General features: G+C 70.7%; 5 protein-coding genes. 2 read left to right on the top strand and 3 right to left on the bottom strand.

Features of this window, described 5'->3' with window-relative positions:
• The first annotated feature begins 185 nt into the window (after positions 1-185).
• On the top strand, positions 186-1,304 hold the full coding sequence (locus tag DQW85_RS27740; RefSeq protein WP_240197466.1) for an epoxide hydrolase family protein: 1,119 nt from the start codon (positions 186-188) through the stop codon (positions 1,302-1,304).
• Positions 1,305-1,371: 67 nt separating this feature from the next.
• Here DQW85_RS27740 and DQW85_RS27735 read toward each other — a convergent pair whose 3' ends face one another.
• From DQW85_RS27735 to DQW85_RS27725, 3 genes are read right to left on the bottom strand one after another with little or no spacing between them, the layout of a single operon-like run.
• Positions 1,372-2,127 (bottom strand): ATP-binding cassette domain-containing protein, encoded by a 756-nt coding sequence (locus tag DQW85_RS27735; RefSeq protein ID WP_113702847.1) that lies wholly within the window; start codon positions 2,125-2,127, stop codon positions 1,372-1,374.
• Positions 2,124-3,164 (bottom strand): ABC transporter permease, encoded by a 1,041-nt coding sequence (locus DQW85_RS27730; RefSeq protein ID WP_113702846.1) that lies wholly within the window; start codon positions 3,162-3,164, stop codon positions 2,124-2,126. Before DQW85_RS27730 ends, DQW85_RS27735 begins: the two co-directional genes overlap by 4 nt.
• A 19-nt stretch (positions 3,165-3,183) precedes the next feature.
• Entirely contained in the window at positions 3,184-4,164 is a 981-nt protein-coding gene (locus tag DQW85_RS27725) for a sugar ABC transporter substrate-binding protein (RefSeq protein ID WP_113702845.1), read from the bottom strand.
• Between the two features lie 130 nt (positions 4,165-4,294).
• Between DQW85_RS27725 and DQW85_RS27720 the strand changes: the two genes are divergently transcribed.
• On the top strand, positions 4,295-4,927 hold the full coding sequence (locus DQW85_RS27720; protein WP_240197465.1) for a TetR/AcrR family transcriptional regulator: 633 nt from the start codon (positions 4,295-4,297) through the stop codon (positions 4,925-4,927).
• The last annotated feature ends 47 nt before the right edge of the window (positions 4,928-4,974 follow it).

Below are 4,974 nucleotides of genomic sequence, written 5' to 3'. Positions count from 1 at the left end.
CCCCCCGGCCCCCTGCCGCCACTCCCCGCGCCCCCACTCCCCGCGCCCCTTCTCCCCGCGCCCACCACCGGCCGAGGCGCCGGACCGTCATGCCTCCCTCGCCCGCTCTCCCGCCTCGGGCGCCTTGCGAGAGACGAACCGTATGCTGTACGGTACGGCGTACCGACCACACTGGAGGAGATGCCTTGACCCGCGACGACATCCGGCCCTTCCGGTTCGAGACCGCCCCGGGCGCCCTCGACGACCTGCGCGAGCGGCTCGACCGGGTGCGCTGGCCGGACGAGGTGCCCGGCCACGGCTGGCAGTACGGCGTGCCCCTCGGCCACCTCAAGGGACTGGTCCACCACTGGCGCACGGGCTACGACTGGGAGGGCGCGCAGGGCGAGCTGGCCGCGCACGACCAGTTCGTCACCGAGATCGACGGGCAGAGCATCCACTTCCTGCACGTCCGCTCCGCCCGCGAGGACGCGCTCCCGCTGCTCATCACGCACGGCTGGCCCAGCTCGCCCGTCGAGTACCTCGACGTGATCGGCCCGCTCAGCCGCGACTTCCACCTGGTCGTCCCGTCCCTGCCCGGCTACGGCCTGTCGGGCCCGACCCGCGAGATGGGCTGGGGGTCCACCCGCGTCGCGAAGGCGTGGCTGGAGCTGATGACCCGGCTCGGCTACGAGCGCTTCGGCGTGCAGGGCGGCGACTGGGGCACCTGGATCTCCCGCGAGACCGGCGTGCTCGCCCCCGAGCGGGTCGTCGGCATGCACGGCAACGGCATCATCTGCTTCCCCGTCGGCGCGCCCGGCGAGCTCGACGGCCTCACCGAGGTGGAGCAGGAGCGCATGGCCTTCCGCGAGCGCTACCTGACCGAGCAGTACGGCTACAAGCTCATCCAGTCGACCCGCCCGCAGACCTTCGCCTACGGCATGTCCGACTCACCGGTGGCGTTGCTGGCCTGGTTCGCCGGCGTCTACCACGAGTGGAGCGACGCCGAGATCCCGGCCGACCGGCTGCTCACCACCGTCATGCTCTACTGGCTGACCAACACGGCCGGCTCGGCCGCGCGCTCGTTCGTCGAGACGCCCGACACCGACCAGGACACCACGGTCGAGTGGGAGCTCAAGCCGGCCACGGTGCCCACCTCGATCTCGGTCTTCCCGAAGGACATCCTGCGGCCGATCCGCCGCTTCGCCGAGCGCGACAACAACATCGTCGGCTGGGTGGAGCACGACCGGGGCGGCACGTTCGCCGCCCTGGAGCGGCCGGAGGCGTTCGTCCACGACGTACGGGAGTTCTTCGTCAACCTCCGCTGACGCTTCCGCTGGGACGCTCCGCCGGGCGGGTGGCTCCGGCGGAGCGGTCCGTACGGCGGCGCGCCGATCACTCCCGCCGGAGCTCGTGCTCCAGCTCCTCCAGCTCCGCGCCGCCGGCCATCAGGGCCGTCAGCTCCTCGCGGCTGATGTCGGCCTTGCCGTACTCGCCGAGGCTCGTCCCCCGGTTGAGCAGCAGGAACCGGTCCCCCACCGGGTAGGCGTGGTGCGGGTTGTGCGTGATGAACACCACGCCGAGCCCCCGGTCGCGCGCCCTGGCGATGTAACGCAGCACGACGCCCGCCTGCTTGACGCCCAGCGCCGAGGTCGGCTCGTCGAGGATGAGCACGCGGGCGCCGAAGTGGACCGCCCTGGCGATCGCGACCGACTGCCGCTCGCCGCCCGACAGCGTGCCGACCGGCTGGTCCACGTCGCGGATGTCGATGCCCATCGCGCGCAGTTCCTCGCGGGCCACCTTGCGGGCGGTGGCCACGTCGAACGCGAGGCCCTTGCGCGGCTCGGAACCGAGGAAGAAGTTGCGCCACACCGACATGAGCGGGATCATCGCCAGGTCCTGGTAGACGGTGGCGATCCCCCGGTCGAGCGCGTCGCGCGGGCTGCCGAAACGCACCTCGGCGCCGTCCACGAGGAACGCGCCCGCGTCGTGCTGGTGCACCCCGGCCAGGATCTTGATGAGCGTCGACTTGCCCGCGCCGTTGTCGCCGAGCACGCAGGTGACCTTGCCCTCCTCGACGCCCATCGACACGCCGCGCAGCGCCAGCACCGAGCCGAACGTCTTGCCGATGTCCCGGGTCTCCAGGATCAATGCTTCACCTCCTCCGCGTACCGCCGCACCAGCCGGTTGGCGAGCGTGGCGAGCAGCAACATCGCGCCCAGGAAGAACTTGAACCAGTCGGCGTCCCACCCCAGGAAGACGATCCCCTTGTCGGCCATCCCGAAGATCACCGCGCCGATGGAGGCGCCGATCGCGGAGCCGTACCCGCCCGTGAGCAGGCACCCGCCGATCACCGCGGCGATGATGTAGATGAACTCCTGGCCGATGCCGATGTTGGCCTGCACGGACGTGTAGCGCAGCGCCAGGATCGAGCCGACGAGCCAGGCCGCGAACGCCGTCGTCATGAACAGGGCGATCTTCGTGCGGGCCGCCGGGACGCCGACCGCGCGGGCGGCCTGCTCGTTGCCGCCCACCGCGAAGATCCAGTTGCCCGCCCGGGAGCGCATCAGCACCCAGGTGGCGACGGCGGTGACGAGCAGCCACCAGAGGATCGCCACCCGGAAGGAGGTGCCGGCGATCTCGATCGTGCCGGCGAAGATCGTCCTGGCGCCCTCGAAGCCCTCGGCCCGGCGCAGGCCGCTGACCTGCACCGTGCCGGTGAGCGCCTTGGTGACGCCGAGGTTGGCGCCCTGCAGCATCAGGAACGTGCCCAGCGTGACGATGAAGCTGGGCAGTTTCGTCCGGGTCACGACCATGCCGTTGAAGAAGCCGATGGCCAGCGCCACGGCGAGGGCGACGAGCATCGCCGTCCACACGTTCAGGCCGTACTGCGTGGCGAGCGTGACGAGGATCAGGCCCGTGGTGCCGGTCAGCACACCGGCCGACAGGTCGAACTCCCCGCCGATCATCAGCAGGGCGATCGCGACCGCCATGATGCCCAGCGTCGCCGCGGGGTCCAGCCAGTTGGCGATGCCCGCGGGCGAGCGGAACACCTCCGACTGGCTGGCGAAGAACGCGAACACCACGATCATCCCGACGACCGCGCCCAGCTCCGGCCGGATGAGCAGCCGCCGGAGCAGGCCGACGCCGGCGATCCGCTCGTCGGCCCGCTCCGCGACAGTGGTCACGCCGCCTCCTCTCGACGGGTCATCGGGTGCCCGCCTCGGCGAGCTTGGCGACCTGCTCCGCGTTGTCCTTGGTCACGAAGCCGGGCCCGGTGTTGACCGGCAGGCCGCCGCCGACGGTGTTGAGGTTCTTCTTGTACAGGGTCAGGAACGTGATGGGCAGCCAGCCCTGCAGGTACTGCTGCTGGTCCACGGCGAACAGGATCTCCCCGTCCTTGATCGCGGTGACCACGTCCGCGGACAGGTCGAAGGTGGCGAGCTTGGCCTGCGATCCGGAGTCCTTGATGGCGTCGCGGGCGGCGACGGCCACGGCCGGGTTGAGCGCGAGCACGCCGTTGAGCTGCTTGTCCGACTGGAGCTTCGCGGTGACCTTGGAGGTCACGTCCGCCAGGTTGCTCACGTCGACCTGCAGCCGCTCGACGCTGCCGCCGAGGGTCTCCTGGGCGCCCTTGCAGCGCTGGTCGAGGCCGACGTTGCCGGCTTCGTGGATGACGCAGAGAAGCTTGGTCACGCCCGCGGCCTTGAGCTGCTCGCCCGCGCCGCGACCGGCCACGTCCTCGGACTGGCCGACATGGGTGATGGCGCCGAACTCCTTGGACGAGTCGCTCCCGGAGTTGATGGTCACCACCGGGATCTTCGCGGCGACGGCCTTGCCGATCGCCTCCTTGAGGGCGTCGGGGTTGGCCATGGAGACCACGATGCCGTCGACCCTCTTCGAGACCGCCTGATCGATGAGCTGCGACTGCTTGCCCGGGTCACCGTCGCCCTGGTAGGTGACGGTGGCGCCGTACTGCTTCCCGGCCGCCTCCGCGCCGTTCTTCACGACGTCCCAGAAGGCGTCGCCGGGAGCGCCGTGGGTTATTACGGCGAAATTGCCGACACTCGCGGCAGCCGGCGCCGAGCCGGCGGTTGCGGCGCTCTGCGCGCCGGGCTCGGACTGGGACGAACAGCCGCTCAAGGCAAGGGCGCTGAGCAGGGCAAATACGATCGGGGTTCGTCTCATGGGACACCTCCAGGACCAACGGGCTAGCCCTGGTTCTACCGCAATGGCTCCGGTTTGTATAGACATACGGACTAATGAACCCGCAATGGAAGCAATAGAACGGAATCATTCGTTCCCGTATGCTGGAGTCATGACTACTGCACCGATGAGCGGCCGCAAGGCGCAGGCCGCACGGAACGACGAGCTGATCCTGCGCGCGGCGCGGGCGGTCTTCACCGCCGATCCCGGCGCTCCCATCGCGGCGGTGGCCGAGCGGGCGGGCGTCGGGATCAGCGCGCTCTACCGGCGTTACCCCAGCAAGGAGGCGTTGCTGCAGAAGCTCTGCGGCGACGGGCTCCGGCTCTACATCGAGGTGGCGGAGAAGGCGCTGGAGGACCACGGGGATCCCTGGGAGGCGTTCGCCGGCTACATGCGCGGCATCGTCGACGCCGACACCAACTCGCTCACCATCAGGCTGGCCGGCACGTTCCAGCCCACGGAGGAGCTCTACCGCGACGCTGCCAGGGCCTCCGACCTGGCCCTCCAGGTCTACGGGCGGGCCGTCGAAGCGGGCGTGCTGCGGCCGGACGTGACGGCCGCCGACATCGCGCTGCTCTTCGAGCAGCTCGCCTCGGTGAAGCTGGGCGACGACGAGCGGACCTCGCAGCTCCGTCACCGCTACCTGACGCTGATGCTCGACGCGCTGCGCCGGCCGCCGGCCCACCGCCCGCTGCCAGGCCCGCCGCCGGAGGACATGGAACTCGCCGCCCGCTGGACGCCCTGACCCGCCCGCCGCACGCTTCAGGCGGGGGCGGCGAGCCGGTCGGCGAG

The sequence above is a fragment of the Nonomuraea lactucae genome, assembly GCF_003313395.1.
In the GTDB taxonomy this organism is placed as follows: Bacteria; Actinomycetota; Actinomycetes; order Streptosporangiales; family Streptosporangiaceae; genus Nonomuraea; species Nonomuraea lactucae.
Note: the sequence above shows the minus strand (reverse complement) of the source record. Positions and strands in the feature narration are given on the sequence as shown.

Bases quoted from the DNA above. Each gene is read 5' to 3' on its own strand.
- DQW85_RS27725 (WP_113702845.1), bottom strand. From the start codon at position 4,164: ATGAGACGAACCCCGATCGTATTTGCCCTGCTCAGCGCCCTTGCCTTG.
- DQW85_RS27720 (WP_240197465.1), top strand. From the start codon at position 4,295: ATGACTACTGCACCGATGAGCGGCCGCAAGGCGCAGGCCGCACGGAAC.